The organism is Staphylococcus caseorum (assembly GCF_049943195.1).
Classification (GTDB): domain Bacteria; phylum Bacillota; class Bacilli; order Staphylococcales; family Staphylococcaceae; genus Staphylococcus; species Staphylococcus equorum_A.
Window position 1 is genome coordinate 2,196,760 of sequence record NZ_JBNFUA010000001.1, and the last position, 14,144, is coordinate 2,210,903.

Here is a 14,144-nt window from a genome sequence, read left to right on the forward strand (position 1 = left end):
GCTTTTTCTCGTAGTGTTTAAGCTTTTATATTTTTTGGTATAATGATCTGCGCTAAAATCACACCAATAATCATTAACATGATACTAGCCATGAAAGACCAAGTCGCTGCCACGCTTGCACTATGTGTCACTTGTACCGCAGCAAATATTGTCGTATTCATTGCAATGCCAAACGCCCCACCGAGTGAAGAAGTCATTTTATACAGACCTGAAGCTAGGCCAATTTTTTCATCTGGAATCGTTAAAATAGCTACAGTTAAACCAGGTGTCGCACATAAACCGTTGCCAATAGCAAAAATAACAAAACCAAATGTTACAGCTACAATATACCAGTCAGATGGCAATACGGTTAAACTGGCGAAAATAATGCCTATTGCAGGAAATAATGGTCCTACAAGTAACATTGGTTTACCGCCATGACGCAGTGATATTTTTTCCCCTAAGCGAACCATTAACACTGCCATGATGACATACGGCACTGTCACTAAACCTGATTGAAACGGCGTTAAGCCCAATTCTGTCTGAGCATACATATTAAATACTGTTGTTACCCCTATACCTGTATTAAGTACAAAGTTAACTAAAGAAGACCCAACGAGCCCACGGTTACGGAATAATGCAAAATCAATAAATGGGGCGCGCTTTCGACGTTCAAAAAAGTAAAATACAATTATAGAAATAATAAATACACTACCACAAATAATTGAAAAAGGACTCGTCCAGCCTTGTTCAAAGCCTTGCGTTGCAAATAAGGTGATACTTCCTATTAAAACAGCAAAGATTAACATACCTATATAGTCGAATGGTCGATTATCGATTACTTCCTTAGCTTCTTCTTTCGTGCCAAGTAATAGCACAAATGCTAGGATAGCGATGATAATAGACAAGATGAAGTTAGACTGCCAATTGATATATGTAGCGATAAATCCACCAACCAATGAAGCAATACCTACGCCTCCAACAGTCCCGATCATTAAGTAACTAATCGCTTTACGTAAATCCTTGCCTTCAAATTGATCTTTCAGCACACCTACTGTTGCAGGTAAGAGTATGGCTGCTGATATACCTTGAATGATTCTTCCTATAATAAGTAGTGCCGTAATATCCGAAATAATGATTAATAACGAGGCGATAATACTTAAAATGATACCCAAATAGGTCATTTTGAGTCTTCCTATTTTGTCTGACACATCACCTGCGCCTACCATAAAGATACCAGTTGCGAAAGATGTAATACTCACTGACAAATTAATAATACCAGACGTTGTTTGATATGTTTGTTGCACTGGGGTAGATATATTTATAAACGATTGAGCAAACAGCCAATACGTTAATACACTTAATACAATAGCTAAAATTAATTTGTTGCCCGATTGTTGCTTCGTACTCATGATGTTCTATGCCTCCATCTTATATAATTCATATGTTAAAAAAACATATGCACTAGATAGATAATATCACAGAATTAACTACTTAATGTTAAAAACTATTATATATTTTTATTATTTAAAATTTAATAATAAATTCAATGTTTGTACTACGCCATCAGCATTATTATTTATTGCTGTTAAATTGGCCTCTGCTTTCAACTCTGGGTAAGCATTATCCATGGCCACTTTATATTTCGCTGCTTTAAATAAATCAATATCATTTAATCCATCGCCAAATGCAATAGTTTCTGAAGGGCTGATTTGCAGTAAACTTTGAATTCGGTTAATTGTCGTTCCCTTGTTAACTCCCAAATCTGCAATATCAATCCATTCTTCATCAGATGCGATGATATAAACCTCCGACTCATAGTGTTTAATTTGATTAGCAGTCTCTTTACACTTACCTGTTGCATCATGCACAGAAATTTTTAAAATATCTTCTTCAATTTCGTCATAATTATTAATATAAATTACATTTTGGAACGATCCATGTACCAATTTCTTCTCTGATTCTAGTGTGTCTTGTAAGACATACGCGCCTGATGCGGTGCATGCAAGTACCGTTTGCGTTGGATTAATATCTTTGATCACTTGTATAATTTCTTTAGCTTTCTTATTTTCAATCGTGGCATTATAAATAAAATCACCGTTAAATTTAATTCTTGTTGCGCTATCTCCTACGATAAACGTATCTTGTGCTAAATCCCCAATAATACTCTCGACACGCTCACACTGTTTCCCCGTACAAAATACAAACCGAATATTGTGTTTCTCGCAATGCTCTTTTAATAATTGGAACGATTCACTATTAAATTGACTATCATTATTTAAAAATGTGCCATCCATGTCCGCAACAACCAGTTTAATATCCATTATAAATTCCCCTTTAACCATAATTAAGATAATTGTATCGGTTTATAAATGAAAACGATAATATTTATATCGACTTGAGTCGCAAATCCAAATAAAAAGGTACCTCTATGAGCTACCTTAGTCTGTCTAAATTATTTTTGCATATTGTGCGTAGAATCTATTTCATTACATTAATATTTTAATTTTTTAGATATACTTAAAGTTAATATAATCAAAACTATTAATAAGTAGATTATTTCCCGAGAATTTATTGGAATTACTCTATTACTATCTTTGAACCTTCTTTAATAATTGGAATATCCTTATCTTCAACATATAATGTGCCAGATTGTTCTTCCACTGTGCTACCATCAAATTTTATCGTAATGTGACCTAAATCATTTAAATTTTTATTAACTGCTGAACCTACTTTGGTAATATCAAATGCTGTATTATCAATATAAAAATTTTGCTCCTCAGTAATACTATCTTCAACAGATTGTACTTCAATAATGTAGCAGTAATCCGCTAATTCTTTAGGGGCATTGTCTCCAAATAATATAATCATTTTTTCTTCTTTAAATGCTCCAGCATCTTGCCCAATTTTTTTTACTAACGTTTTATACAATTTTAAAATCCTTTCTTAATTTTATTTATATAGACCAAAACTTGCGAGCCAAGCTACAAATACACGAGGCATACCGTTCAAGAACCTTGAATATAAAACAGATGGAACGCCTACTTCAATCGTTTTTGTTTCCGCTTCTGCTAATCCTAAACCTACAGGGATAAAATCAGCGCCATTTTGTGTATTAATTGCAAACAAAGCTGGTAAGGCTAAGTTAGGTGGAATATTGCCCTTACCAATTTCCACACCTATTAGTGTACCTAATACTTGTCCAATAACCCCGCCTGGTCCAAGTAATGGACTTAAGAATGGCAATGAACAAATGAATCCTATAGCTAACAGCCCCCATATATTTCCAGCAAGAGGTGACATAATTTGTGCGAAAAGGTCACCGATACCAGATCCTTGAATAATACCAATCAATAACGCTACGAATCCCATAAATGGAAGTATGGTATGTAGCATTGTATCTACAGCATCACGTGCAGCTTGGTAAAAAGTGTTTATAACCTTACCTGCACCCAAACCAATTTTAGTTAAGAATGACTTGTTTACTTCTCCTTCACGTGTTTCCATAATTTTTTTATCTTTAGAATAAGTCCCATCTACCTTTTCAGATGATGTATTCTCTTCTTGAGTTGAACTAGCACGCAAAAACGCTTCTTCTGTTTCTGATACTTGTCCTTCATCTACATTAGAAACATAAATATCTTCCGTAATATATTGACGTAAAGGTCCACTCTTACCTGTAGCCATAATATTGATAGTAGGTATTCCTTTTTTAGGATAAATACCACATCTTAGTGTCCCACCACAATCTATAACAGTTGCCATTATTTCTTCGTCTGGCACTGATGTCTCAAAACCGTTAATGACCTCTGCTTCTGTAATATCAGCAATTTTATCAACAACTGCTGGTTTATGCCCACCAGTTATATAAACTAATTTATTCTTTTTGCCTGTTACACCAATTTTTAACGGACCACCAAATCCTCCAGAACCCTTTACAATTTCTACTTGTTTACTCATTTTTTCACCTCAACCTTCCAAATTGATTTCTTTACTTAGTTTAACTTTTTGTTGTTTTTCTACGTAACTTGTTGTGAAGTCAGTAATCCAACCACCAATAAAGTTCATTACTAAACCTACTAATAAGTAACGCACTGCTAAGTCAGCTGTTGGTAAACCTAATTGTTGTATTCCATTTGCAATACCTAAAAAAATAAATAATTCAGCTGGGTTTATATGTGGAAATATCCCATTACTTGTATGCGCAAACTGTGCTGCAGATGCATAATAACTCGGCTTGTATTTTTCTGGCATAAATCTTCCTAATGAATGAACCATTGGATTTGCTAACATAAATGATCCTAAAAATGGTAAAACTAAATATCTCATAAAAGGATTACGTGCTGATTTTTGTGCAATAATATTAATACGGTCTTCACCTATAAGTTGAATTAGCGTATTCATAGCTATTAATAACATAAGTACTAAGGGAACTATTGTCCCCATCCAATCAATAAATGTATCGGCTCCCGTTTGGAATAATTTTATAAAGCCTTCTGCGAATTTAACGATGTAATCCATGTTTCATACCCCTTTCATTTTTAAATAATTTATTTACCTTTTTAACTGCTTTCATCAAAGGCGATGGAATTTTTTCAATTTCTCCACCCTTATCAATAATATTGAGTGTGTGTTGAGCATCTAATATTGCTTTAACTAGTAATTTATTGTATTTTTTTAAATCTTTATCAGTAACTTTATTTAATTTAAAACCTTCTAACCCTTCTAGCTTACGAAATTTAGAAAATACTGTTACCCCTTGCATGTAACGGGCTTCTTCAACTTCATTTTTCCCGTTTAATTGAAACAACACTAATGTTCCTGCTTTAAATATTGAGGGTCTTCTCCCAATCGCTACGCGGCCATTACTACGTAAATCTGTATAATTTTTCGTGAAATTTTTTATCTGTAAAAGCCCCAATAAATATTGAACAACAAAACCAACTGCAGCTAATACGATGAGTATGATGAAAAACATAACTTAATTCCTCATTTCTTGATTTAATAATTGTGCAAAATCAGCAAAGGTAGTTTTCTGGGAAAACTTATTAATTAAAAATGCATTTGTTGATAAATTCAATATTTCTTCATATGTTCGAATTAATAATGCTTCATTTACAACTCTTTCAGGAGTAGCTATAAGCACGACACTTTTTAATTCAGGATAATCGATACACCCTTTTTCTAAAATTGCGATTTTAATATATATACCTTCTCGATTTTGACTGGCATGTGGGAATCCTAGACTTTTATTAACTGTAGATTTTCTTTTTTCTCTTTCGATAATATGTGCTTTGAAAGTCTCATCAACTTTACTTTCGTGATATAAAATATCTACCATTTTTCCAATTACTTCTTCATAACTAAGTAGGTCATTTATATAATGCAAATCTTTATCAGTCATGCAGTCAACAATGACACTTTTGTTAAAAATGGTTTTACTTTTTAAATCTTTATATATTAAAAATTGTTCTACTTTGAGTTTTAATAATTGTTCATCAAATGCATCTTCTATATAAATAACTCTATTGAAAAGTCGGTTTTCTTTGGTCGTTGATATAATTAGTTCATAATCATTTACTACATGTTCATTAAATTCTGCCTTTTCAATCGTAGTAATATTGATGTTCGGTCCAAAAACTTTAAACAAATTATTCTTTAACAGTTTAATGGTACTTAATCCATAATCTGTCAAAATTGCAATATTGGAAATTTCATTTAATTCTTGTTCTAATTGCTCCAAATAAATACTAAAATAAATGGTTAAGAATCCTAATTCTTGTTCTGAAACATCCAAACCAATCTCTTTCGTGATATTCTCACCTAATACTTTTGACAATTCATAAGCAAAGGGAAAACGTTGTTTCATATCATAAGAAATTTCGTTATTAAGTCTAATGTCAAAAAGCATACGGTTAATTAAATGTTTTATATGTAACCGTATATCTTTGGTAAATAACGAATAATCTATTTCTATTGCAAAATTTTCAATAACGTCATCTACTGTGTTTGAAATAATACGATTAATTAGTGCTTCATCTGTGGATGAAATTAATTCATCTAATATAGAGGCACGTCGTCCCATTAATTGTATGACGATTAAAATCATCTCTTTATCTACATCAATATTTGTATATTTTTCATTCAAATAATCTCGAATAAAAAGTATTTCTTTATAGTCATTTGAAGAGAAAATATGATTGTCTAAAGTGATATCATCATCTATGAGTTCGCTTTCTTCTATCCGCTCTATTGTCACCATTATCGAAACAAGAAAACGCGTATAAGATTGTTCATCAAGCTTTAACGTCTCGCGAAGTTTAGTTAAATGTATAAATAATTCATACTCTATTTCAGTATTGTTATACCGATCTATGAATTTCTCAATAATTAATTTTCGAATATCATACTCAAACCCACCGATAGATAATCCTACGTTGGGTTTACCTATGACTGAAACATCGTATTCATCAATTTCTGTTTTTAGATTACTCAATAAATTATTCACGCTCGTTTTACTCATAAAATAATACTCTGCAAGATCATCAATAGTAATAGGATCATTTTTTAATATTTGAAAAAATATATCGACCATTGCGTTATAATTGGAGAAGTTATTTTCTTCAGTGTTTCTTACTAAATCTTCAAAGTGATTAAAAAAAGCTTGTTCTTTTTTGATATAAAGAGTTAGAGTTCTATGATATTTAGATATGACAACCAAATCATCAAAGTAATGATTAATTTGTTTTATATAATTTAAAATAGTTTTTTCTGAAACTTCTATATTAAATGATAATTTCTCAAGAGAAATACTATCATTGAGCAGTAATTCAACTATTTTTATATGTTTCTCACTTAATTTCATAATTTCCCCCTATCTTATGGGGGTTATCCTCTGGATTTACCACCTGAAATGTTAATTGTTGTACCAGTTATATAACTTGATTTACTTGAACTCAAATAACATACTAAATTAGCAATTTCTTTCAATTGCCCCACTCTTTTTAGAGGAATGGATTTAGAATAATCCCCATTTAATTGATCTACAGTTGTATTTCGACTATACGCTAATGCTTCTTCATATTGTGAGGTACGTAATCCAGTTTCTTCAATTATTCCTGGTGCAATAGCAACAACACTAACATTGTATTTACCTAATTCCTTAGCCCAACTTCTGGTCAAACCAATTAATGCAGCTTTAGTTGCTGAATAAATACTTTGTCCCTCAGAACCTTCTTGACCTGCCTCACTGGAAATATTAATAATGTGTCCTTGGTTTTGTTTAATAAAATATTTAGCAACTGTCTGGCTGAACCAGATAGGCCCTTTTAGATTCACATCAAACATAAAGTCCAAATCTTTGTTATTGATTTCATATTCAGGATGCTCTTCTTTCTCATCAACTAGCATACGTGGTAAATTAATCCCCGCATTGTTGATTAAAACATCTATCTTACCTTCTTTTGAATAAACTTCATCTACAGCATCTTGTACGATGTCTCGATTTGTTACATCTACTTGTAAAAAGTTGTAATTTCCGTTATTTACTTCACTATTTTTCAAATCTACATTATAAACTATTGCACCATTATCTAATAAGTTATTAACGATTTCGTTTCCTATACCTGAACTCCCACCTGTAACAATTATAATTTTGCTTTCTAAATCTAACCAACTATCCATAACTTATATCCTCCTATTAAAATTGATTTGTTCCCATTATATTTGTAATCGTTTACATAATTAATACAAAGATTTGTGCGAATTTAAGAAAAGTTACGAATAATAGAAGAATAGCTGATTGTTTTTCCAATAAAGTATGTATACGGCTATGTTATTTAGAATAATTTAAAATTATCATGAAACGGATAACTGAAAGTCATTAGCAACAGCCAAATTGAATTTTTCGTAAAGAAAAAAGACTATTAGTAACTAATCCCTTTTATTTTTATAATACTTTAAATTTTTAAAGATATATTCAAAACAAAGTATAAAGTTATAATAAGATGTGTTAATTTAAATATAAAGTGTTTTTAAATAGTAATTTATTGGAATTCTAAATTACATAGCATATTTTGGAGAGGTTTTAACATATGAATAAAAATAAATTAAGATTTTACATACATATAGGGCTAATTATATATGCCATCGTTTACGGCATATTATTACTGTCGACTGACTGGATTTCTTCAGGTTGGTCACTAGCATTCGTATTAAGTTTTGCTGCTATCGGTATCTTAAGTGATATCGTCGCTCCAAAAAATCGTAATAATTCGGAGAATAGCTAAAAGCGTCAATGAGATTATATAAAATGAAAATAATTGAGTTAATAACTGTCATAGCCATTATTTTATTTACTATTTTAGTAGCTATTGTTGTACCCAAATTTATTACTGATAAAGACTATTTAGTACTTATATTTGTAAGTATTTCCTGGGTAATTTCTGTCTATAATTGCTTTGTCTTTTTAAAACCAAAAAAGAATGATGATGGATAACATAATAAATGTAGATAAGGAGATTAAAAATATGATAGCGATACTTTCACTAATTTATGGTATTACCATAAGTTTGTGGTTTTTATTCATAGATCGTAACGAGTCAGAAGGATTAAAGAAGAAAATAACCGCTATGTTTTTAATGTTAAATAGTGTTTTATTAATTATATTTGCAGTCATAGGGCTTTTGAAAATTATTGAACTGTCAAATTTTGAAGGAACTTTAATATTATTAGGCATAGCAATGATTCAACTTTCTCTATTAAATAAAAAGAAAGTTAAACCGATTTATATTTACTTTGGTCTAGCTATGCTTATCATAAATGTGTTTATTAGTTAAGAATTTTTGTATATTACATGAAATCAAAGAAGGAAGTCACATATGTTACCTAAAATGTTAGTCATCTTTTCATTACTTTTTTATCCGATTTTTGTTAAAGCTATGAATAAGAAAAAGAAAGATAACTATGAATCATTAAAATAAAAAAGTTAAATAAATGAAAAGGGACAGGTTCTTATGCTAAATATCAAAGATTCTAATTACTTTAAGAGATCGATAAAAATTTATCTTATAACTGCTATTGTTTTTATTCTTACTTTTATTTTAGCTATTATTTTTAGCCCTTCCTATGAAACTTTTAAAAGCTTAGGCGGTTCATCACATAAAGGTATATCTGAAGCTTATGGTTTAAACAAACTTTGGCAGTACATAATAAATAACGGTTTTAGAGTGCCTTTACAAATGTTTATACTGTCATTGCTTCCTATTCCTTTTCTATATTATGTAAACCTATTATCAACGACGATAATGACAGGTATAGCATTTGGTTTTGTTGTTCATTTTGATTTATATAAAGGCAGCACAATGGTTATTTCATCTTTTCCACACTCAATAATAGAAATATTAGCAATGTGTTTTGTTATCAGTGGGCTATATAAACTGAACAAATCAATAATAAGAAAAATTACAAATATTTTTAGAAAAAATAATAAACCAAACCTTTCTTTTAAAATAGCTATAACTAATTGTACTACCCTTATATATTATCTCAGCATTCATGGAAACTTATCTTTCTCACTTCATTTATCATCTACTCAACTAGTTCTAGTATAAGCTAACTATAAAAACGCTCGATTACTATAATATAAATAATCGAGCGTTTTTATATAGATAGATTTCCTAGTTATTCATCAACAACATTTTGATGTAAATAAAATGAATAGAAATATATAAAGCGCCTAACAGAGAACAAGTTGTTAAGCGCTTTTTATTGGGTATTGTTATGAAAATATGTTTTTTATCACAGTAATTATACCTCTAATTATTGAGAGTAATACATCTAGGATAATAGTCATAATGCTAAATTTATCTTCTTTATCAAATTTTCTTTTTTTGTCTTTATTAGTCATATAAATTCACAATCCACCTTTTATAAAACCAAAACACGCTTAAGTATGAGTTCTTTACCTTTATTAATTAAATTATAAATTGCTATTTGTTACTTAGCAATATTGGTAATTCAAGATTAAATATTGATAGTATGAGATTAGAAACCTTTTAGGTATTTTCATTTATCAAGAATATGTTTACTATAAGGTGCTTTTCCTATAAGACACTTTTATAGAAAAAATTAGGAGGAACATCATGCAAGCTAAATTACTACAAGAAAGCGTACAATCAACTTTTGGAGAAGGCCCTTTGTGGGACGATGAAAATCAATGTTTATTTTGGATAGACAATGTAGAAAATAAAATACGCGCTTATTATCCTCAAACTAATCAATATACTTTTTACCAACTTGAAAAATCTCCAATGTCACTTGCAAAATATTCACAGAATGAACTTATAGTGATTATGAAAGATGGATTTTATCTGTATGATTTAAAAAAAGAAACGTTAAAAGAGATTTTTACACCAATGGATTTAAACAACAAAATACTTTTAAACGATGCTAAGTGTGATCCTCAAGGCAGACTTTGGGCAGGGACAGTTAACGATGACTTTAGATTATTTAAAGAAAGCCAAGATAGCACTCAAACTCAATTTCATGGACAAATCGCTAAGCTTTATCGCGTAGAAAAGGATTTTTCTAATATTGAAACAGCAAAAGAGAAAGTAACACTTTCTAATGGACTTGATTGGGACCCTGTTCGAAACATTATGTATTATATCGATTCTGCTAACCAATCCGTGAGTCAATTTAATTATGATTCAAAAACTGGTCAAATTTCAAATGAAGAGACTGTTTATACTTTTGAAGAATCAGATGGATTACCCGACGGCATGACAATTGATCAACAAGGCATGTTGTATATTGCTTTATTCAAAGGTGGTGTAGTAGCAAAGATCAACCCCTTCCAGAAAAAATGGATAGACAGTATTACTTTACCAACTTCTACCGTTACATCTTGTGCATTCGGTGGAGAAAATTTAAAAACTCTATTTATGACTACGGCATTAGCACCATTGAATGAGTATGAAAGACACCAAGAACCCACGGCAGGCTACATGTTCTCAATCGATTTAGAAGTTGGTGGATATAAAACGAATATATTCAGAACAACTTAAAAAGTGTTGCAGTTTATTTCACAAACACAATTTAGGATATGATATCAAAAACTGATAAAACCCCCTTCACTTTAGCTACTAGTGAAAGGGGGTTTCATGTATTTTATAAAGCCTAAAGGTATAATATGTATTTACACATTTACCAATAATTAGCTATCTATTTCTGCTGACCATTCATCTTAATGGCATAAAATAAATAATATACAATACCAATAATAAACCAAATCAATGTATAGAATTTAGCTTGTCCGCTTAATCCCCAAAACACTGCAAATACACAGATAAATATAAATATCGGCATAACAGGATAAAATGGTAATTTAAATGCTGGTTCTGGTAAATCTTTACCTTCTCTTTTGCGTAATGCATAAATTCCAATTGTCACAAACATGAATGCGACGAGCGCACCTGCTGAAATCAATTCCGCTAAAAATCCAAATGGAAATACAGATCCGATAATGACTGCCACAATTGTTAGTATGACTAAAGAACGATTAGGTTGATTCTTGGTATTTAACTTCCCTAACCAAGACGGAAGAATGCCATCACGGCCAAATGAAAAAAGTAAACGTGAACCGGCAAGCATCATACCAATAAGTGCCGTAAACATACCTATAACTGAGACAGCCTGTACGATAACAGCAACTGTGCCGTGTCCACTCATACGTAATGCCCAACCTACTGGTTCTGCGTTATCTTTGTATGCTGAGTAATCAAACATACCTACTAATACGAGTGATACAGCAACAAATAATCCAACTGCAATAAGTAGTGATCCTAAGATACCTCGAGGCATTGTTTTCTGTGGGTTAATTGCTTCTCCAGAATTAGCTGCAATAGAATCAAAACCGATATAAGCAATGAAAATAACCGAACTTCCTGCGTAAATACCTTGCCAACCACCAAAGGCACCTGCTGCTGTTTCTTTATATTCAGGAATAAACGGTATGTAGTTTCCAAGATTAATAACTGATAAACCTACAATAAGAAATAAGAAAATCGCTAATATTTTTAACACAACAAGTATATTTTGTACGCGTGCTGTTTCTGATGCACCTCTCGCTAACAAGAGTGCTGTGATAATAATTACAATTGCTGCAATAATATCCATTATGCCACCGTTAGTTCCAAGTGAATTGGATAATGCGTTTGGCAATGATATATGGAAGGGGTCTAAAAGCCCTCTTAAATTGGCTGAAAAACCTGACGCTACAAAAGAAACTGCAATAATATACTCTGCAATGAGCGCCCATCCTACTATCCAACCAAAAAACTCTCCGAATAATATACTAATCCAAGTATAAGCCGAACCTGCAAATGGCATCACTGAAGCCATCTCTGCATATACAAAAGCAACGAGTGCCGCTACTATAGCTGATACTAAAAATGAAAGTGTTACAGCTGGTCCAGTATGATCTGCAGCAACAACACCTGGTAATGTGAAAATAGCAGTCGATACAATCGTTCCGACACCTAATGCTAAAAAGTCTCTCACACGAAGTGTACGTTCCAAATTTGAATCTTTATTTTGATAACGGGATAAATCTTCTTTCCGAAATACTCTTTTAATGATACTCATTTTGTCTAACTCCTTGTTGTTTTAAAAATAAACATGTTCTTAAGTATAATGATTTTCGAATACAATGTACATGTTGTTTTAAGAAGAAATTAAATAAATTGAGAATGATATTTGTTGTAATTTGGATAATTGAGGAAATATTTGAAGATAAAGTGACAAGCTCAAACATATGATAAAAGCACAGCATTTCTAGTATATAATATGGATGTCGCCTATCTCTCAGGCGTCAATTTAGACGTTGAGAGGAGGTGATCTGAATAATGGTAGCATTTTTTATAAATGTCTTAGCCACAATCATCAGTGGTTGCATCATTGCCATGTTTACGCAATGGCTTCGTAATCGTGGCGAAAAACAATAGGCGATAACGTAAGCCACACCATAAAAAGCCCTCACTATTATAGGCAATAGTGAGGGCTTGGTGAACTAAATGGTAACATTTTTTATACCTATATTATAATCACAGCAATCTTAAAAATCAATTAAAAATATGATTATTCATAAAATAGATACCTAGGTTACTTTAAAGTGCGTACTTACATTTTTACTTAATCATCGGTAATATAACTAATATAAACATTGTTTGAAAATATTTTGAAATCAAACACAGTAAAAGGAGAATAACTATGCAATATATTGATTTTCATAATGGTAATACTATGCCTCAACTTGGTTTAGGTGTTTTTAGAGTAGAAAATGATGACACTGCAAAAGATGCAGTGAAGCATGCAATTATTAACGGCTATCGCAGTATTGATGCCGCATTAGTTTACGGAAACGAAGAAATGGTGGGCCGTGGTATACAAGAAGGTATGGCTGCAGCCAGTATTCAAAGAAAAGATTTATTTATTACCTCAAAACTTTGGTTTGATAGCTTTGGCAAAGACAATGTAGAACAAGGATATCAAACTTCTATAGATAACTTAGATCTAGACTACTTAGATCTTTACCTTATTCATTGGCCGGGTACAGATGAGTCTGTCATGATTGACACTTGGAAAGGTATGGAGGCATTATACGAATCAGGCAAAGTTAAAAATATTGGTGTAAGTAACTTCAATATTGAGCATTTAGAAGTGTTAAAATCACAAACTTCTATTAAACCTGTCATCAATCAAGTCGAATTTCATCCCTACTTCACACAACAAGAATTGAGAACTTACTTAGATACTGAAGCTATATACATGGAGTCATGGTCTCCACTAATGAACGCGGAGATTTTAACAGATGAAACAATCAATGAGATTGCAGAAGAAATTGGAAAATCTCCAGCACAAGTTGTTATTAGATGGAATATTGAACATGGTGTCGTAACAATTCCAAAATCAATTACACCTCATAGAATAGAAGAAAACATTAATATCTTTGATTTCTCATTATCAACTAATCAAATGGAACGTATTGATGCATTAAACGAAAATAAGAGAATTGGACCTAATCCATTAGAATTAAATGGTTAACAAAAATACAAATATATGATGTTGTAACTGAACGTAAACAAACTCAATGTGTAAAGAACTCA

At 31.4% G+C, this 14,144-nt stretch carries 14 protein-coding genes and 1 pseudogene; 6 read left to right on the top strand and 9 right to left on the bottom strand.

The window, feature by feature from the left end:
* Positions 1–17: 17 nt before the first annotated feature.
* The 8 genes from ACP3TL_RS11235 to ACP3TL_RS11270 all read right to left on the bottom strand — a co-directional run bounded on the left by ACP3TL_RS11235 (position 18) and on the right by ACP3TL_RS11270 (position 7,662).
* Complete coding sequence (locus tag ACP3TL_RS11235; RefSeq protein ID WP_410529836.1) at positions 18–1,394, bottom strand: MFS transporter; 1,377 nt, start codon at positions 1,392–1,394, stop codon at positions 18–20.
* Positions 1,395–1,502: 108 nt separating this feature from the next.
* Positions 1,503–2,303: a Cof-type HAD-IIB family hydrolase gene (locus ACP3TL_RS11240; protein ID WP_069832310.1), complete on the bottom strand. Its 801-nt coding sequence runs from the start codon at positions 2,301–2,303 to the stop codon at positions 1,503–1,505.
* Between the two features lie 256 nt (positions 2,304–2,559).
* Entirely contained in the window at positions 2,560–2,910 is a 351-nt protein-coding gene (locus ACP3TL_RS11245) for a PTS glucitol/sorbitol transporter subunit IIA (protein WP_069832311.1), read from the bottom strand.
* Between the two features lie 21 nt (positions 2,911–2,931).
* Positions 2,932–3,939 (bottom strand): PTS glucitol/sorbitol transporter subunit IIB, encoded by a 1,008-nt coding sequence (gene srlE, locus ACP3TL_RS11250; RefSeq protein ID WP_069832312.1) that lies wholly within the window; start codon positions 3,937–3,939, stop codon positions 2,932–2,934.
* Positions 3,940–3,948: 9 nt separating this feature from the next.
* On the bottom strand, positions 3,949–4,500 hold the full coding sequence (srlA, locus tag ACP3TL_RS11255; RefSeq protein WP_002506182.1) for a PTS glucitol/sorbitol transporter subunit IIC: 552 nt from the start codon (positions 4,498–4,500) through the stop codon (positions 3,949–3,951).
* On the bottom strand, positions 4,484–4,957 hold the full coding sequence (locus tag ACP3TL_RS11260; RefSeq protein WP_069817375.1) for a transcriptional regulator GutM: 474 nt from the start codon (positions 4,955–4,957) through the stop codon (positions 4,484–4,486). Before ACP3TL_RS11260 ends, srlA begins: the two co-directional genes overlap by 17 nt.
* Before the next feature lie 3 nt (positions 4,958–4,960).
* Positions 4,961–6,844: a BglG family transcription antiterminator gene (locus ACP3TL_RS11265; RefSeq protein WP_069832313.1), complete on the bottom strand. Its 1,884-nt coding sequence runs from the start codon at positions 6,842–6,844 to the stop codon at positions 4,961–4,963.
* Positions 6,845–6,867: 23 nt separating this feature from the next.
* Positions 6,868–7,662, bottom strand: coding sequence for an SDR family oxidoreductase (locus ACP3TL_RS11270; protein ID WP_277575744.1), 795 nt, complete (start codon positions 7,660–7,662; stop codon positions 6,868–6,870).
* A gap of 410 nt (positions 7,663–8,072) precedes the next feature.
* Here ACP3TL_RS11270 and ACP3TL_RS11275 point away from each other — a divergent pair, with 410 nt between their 5' ends.
* From ACP3TL_RS11275 to ACP3TL_RS11290, 4 genes and pseudogenes are all read left to right on the top strand, one after another.
* Entirely contained in the window at positions 8,073–8,267 is a 195-nt protein-coding gene (locus tag ACP3TL_RS11275; RefSeq protein WP_069832315.1) for a hypothetical protein, read from the top strand.
* A 240-nt stretch (positions 8,268–8,507) separates the two neighbouring features.
* Positions 8,508–8,816 carry a hypothetical protein gene (locus tag ACP3TL_RS11280; RefSeq protein ID WP_069832317.1) on the top strand — a complete coding sequence of 103 codons (309 nt, stop codon included), beginning with the start codon at positions 8,508–8,510 and terminating at the stop codon, positions 8,814–8,816.
* Positions 8,817–8,993: 177 nt separating this feature from the next.
* Positions 8,994–9,579 (top strand): annotated as a pseudogene (locus ACP3TL_RS11285) (stage II sporulation protein M).
* Between the two features lie 542 nt (positions 9,580–10,121).
* Positions 10,122–11,045, top strand: coding sequence for an SMP-30/gluconolactonase/LRE family protein (locus ACP3TL_RS11290; protein WP_069832318.1), 924 nt, complete (start codon positions 10,122–10,124; stop codon positions 11,043–11,045).
* Between the two features lie 157 nt (positions 11,046–11,202).
* On the opposite strand, the gene ACP3TL_RS11295 is transcribed toward ACP3TL_RS11290, so the two are convergent.
* Positions 11,203–12,624 carry an APC family permease gene (locus tag ACP3TL_RS11295; protein ID WP_277575743.1) on the bottom strand — a complete coding sequence of 474 codons (1,422 nt, stop codon included), beginning with the start codon at positions 12,622–12,624 and terminating at the stop codon, positions 11,203–11,205.
* A 260-nt stretch (positions 12,625–12,884) separates the two neighbouring features.
* Here ACP3TL_RS11295 and ACP3TL_RS11300 point away from each other — a divergent pair, with 260 nt between their 5' ends.
* Complete coding sequence (locus ACP3TL_RS11300) at positions 12,885–12,983, top strand: type I toxin-antitoxin system Fst family toxin (RefSeq protein WP_141714367.1); 99 nt, start codon at positions 12,885–12,887, stop codon at positions 12,981–12,983.
* Positions 12,984–13,248: 265 nt separating this feature from the next.
* Positions 13,249–14,082, top strand: coding sequence for an aldo/keto reductase (locus ACP3TL_RS11305; protein ID WP_069832320.1), 834 nt, complete (start codon positions 13,249–13,251; stop codon positions 14,080–14,082).
* The last annotated feature ends 62 nt before the right edge of the window (positions 14,083–14,144 follow it).

Bases quoted from the DNA above. Each gene is read 5' to 3' on its own strand.
- ACP3TL_RS11240 (WP_069832310.1), bottom strand. From the start codon at position 2,303: ATGGATATTAAACTGGTTGTTGCGGACATGGATGGCACATTTTTAAAT.
- srlE (WP_069832312.1), bottom strand. From the start codon at position 3,939: ATGAGTAAACAAGTAGAAATTGTAAAGGGTTCTGGAGGATTTGGTGGT.
- srlA (WP_002506182.1), bottom strand. From the start codon at position 4,500: ATGGATTACATCGTTAAATTCGCAGAAGGCTTTATAAAATTATTCCAA.
- ACP3TL_RS11260 (WP_069817375.1), bottom strand. From the start codon at position 4,957: ATGTTTTTCATCATACTCATCGTATTAGCTGCAGTTGGTTTTGTTGTT.
- ACP3TL_RS11265 (WP_069832313.1), bottom strand. From the start codon at position 6,844: ATGAAATTAAGTGAGAAACATATAAAAATAGTTGAATTACTGCTCAAT.
- ACP3TL_RS11270 (WP_277575744.1), bottom strand. From the start codon at position 7,662: ATGGATAGTTGGTTAGATTTAGAAAGCAAAATTATAATTGTTACAGGT.
- ACP3TL_RS11275 (WP_069832315.1), top strand. From the start codon at position 8,073: ATGAATAAAAATAAATTAAGATTTTACATACATATAGGGCTAATTATA.
- ACP3TL_RS11280 (WP_069832317.1), top strand. From the start codon at position 8,508: ATGATAGCGATACTTTCACTAATTTATGGTATTACCATAAGTTTGTGG.
- ACP3TL_RS11290 (WP_069832318.1), top strand. From the start codon at position 10,122: ATGCAAGCTAAATTACTACAAGAAAGCGTACAATCAACTTTTGGAGAA.
- ACP3TL_RS11295 (WP_277575743.1), bottom strand. From the start codon at position 12,624: ATGAGTATCATTAAAAGAGTATTTCGGAAAGAAGATTTATCCCGTTAT.
- ACP3TL_RS11300 (WP_141714367.1), top strand. From the start codon at position 12,885: ATGGTAGCATTTTTTATAAATGTCTTAGCCACAATCATCAGTGGTTGC.
- ACP3TL_RS11305 (WP_069832320.1), top strand. From the start codon at position 13,249: ATGCAATATATTGATTTTCATAATGGTAATACTATGCCTCAACTTGGT.